This window comes from Paraburkholderia sediminicola, from assembly GCF_046026895.1.
Classification (GTDB): domain Bacteria; phylum Pseudomonadota; class Gammaproteobacteria; order Burkholderiales; family Burkholderiaceae; genus Paraburkholderia; species Paraburkholderia sediminicola_C.
In genome coordinates this window covers 1-522 of the sequence record NZ_JAQQEU010000280.1, presented here as the reverse complement: position 1 = coordinate 522, position 522 = coordinate 1, and the positions used below count along the sequence as shown (strand labels likewise).

General features: G+C 61.3%; 1 protein-coding gene. It reads right to left on the bottom strand.

Annotated elements, in window-relative coordinates; translation table 11 throughout:
* Positions 1–81: 81 nt before the first annotated feature.
* Positions 82–522, bottom strand: a 441-nt coding sequence (locus PQR02_RS40755; RefSeq protein WP_408243442.1) for a sensor histidine kinase, incomplete at its 5' end; no start/stop codon positions are given.

Below are 522 nucleotides of genomic sequence, written 5' to 3'. Positions count from 1 at the left end.
GGTTGGCGCGGCGAAACCGCCGTCATCAACCAGAAAGCTGTCGAGCCGAGTCGACCACGGCACCGATCGCAAGGGGTCTAGCTACGCGGCGTCCCCGACGGGTAACGTGAAATAAAACGTCGCGCCTTGATCCGTATTGTTTTCCGCCCATAGCCGCCCGCCATGCATCTCGATAATCGTACGGCTGATCGACAATCCGAGGCCAAGGCCTTCGGGCTTCGAGGTAACAAACGGGTTGAAGATTAGCGCGAGCCGGTCGCTGGGCAGACCGGCCCCGTGGTCGCGAACCGCGACGCGCAATGCTCGGGGGCCCTGTAGTGTGATGAACACGGCCACCATGCGATCGCTAGCCGCACGACCGTCCATCGCGTCGAACGCATTGAGCAAGAGATTGAGCATGACCTGCTGCAACTGCACCTTGTCGCCGTACACCGTGGCCGGATTGGCATTGTAGTGGACTGACATGCGCATACCGCGCGCGATCGCGTCATTTTGCAACAGCTGCACCGCGTCGCGGATCAC